This is a genomic window from Pseudomonas sp. RG1, from assembly GCF_025910115.1.
GTDB classification, from domain to species: Bacteria; Pseudomonadota; Gammaproteobacteria; order Pseudomonadales; family Pseudomonadaceae; genus Aquipseudomonas; species Aquipseudomonas atacamensis.
This window is the reverse complement of record NZ_JAPCIK010000060.1, coordinates 1-571: the sequence shown is the minus strand read 5'-3', so window position 1 is coordinate 571 and position 571 is coordinate 1. Positions and strand designations below refer to the sequence as shown.

General features: G+C 58.0%; 1 pseudogene. It reads right to left on the bottom strand.

The features are described from left to right. Positions 1-529 (bottom strand): annotated as a pseudogene (locus OK411_RS27005) (hypothetical protein); the annotation flags it as partial. Between the last annotated feature and the right edge of the window lie 42 nt (positions 530-571).

Below are 571 nucleotides of genomic sequence, written 5' to 3'. Positions count from 1 at the left end.
TGTCTTTCGACTCCTGCAGTGTGCCGCTTTCATCCATGTACCTTTGCCGAGCCCAGATTGTTTTGCTGCCCACCGGCAACGTCACTTCGGCTTGCCAAATGCCGTGCCAGTCGACATCGACATTACTGAGCAGAGGTTCGGTGAGCCCTAGCAGACAGACTTCGACAACCCCGCCCCTCATGCCGGTACCCTCGAGCAATGCAGTTCGTGGCAACTTGCCGTTTGGTATCGGCTGGAGAAATTCTGGCGGCAGCAACACCACCGTCAATTCATGCTCGTCACTGTACAGCGACGGTCGACCGTCCAGTGTCTGCTGTGCGTCGAAGGTGTAGAGCCTGAATTCCAGAAGGCTCAGGTCAATCGACCAGTCGCCGTCCTGGCTCAATACTTTCGGCTCTCCCAACGGACGGCCAAACCGTTTGTCACGCAGTTGCAAGGTAGCACCCACCATTCCCATCGTGCCCTCGACCGTTACGACACGGCCGACTTCCGAGCCGTCCGGCGGCTGAGTAATCACTGGCGTGACCATCGGCCTCCTGACAATAAAGGTTCTGGACGCCGGCTCCGAAGT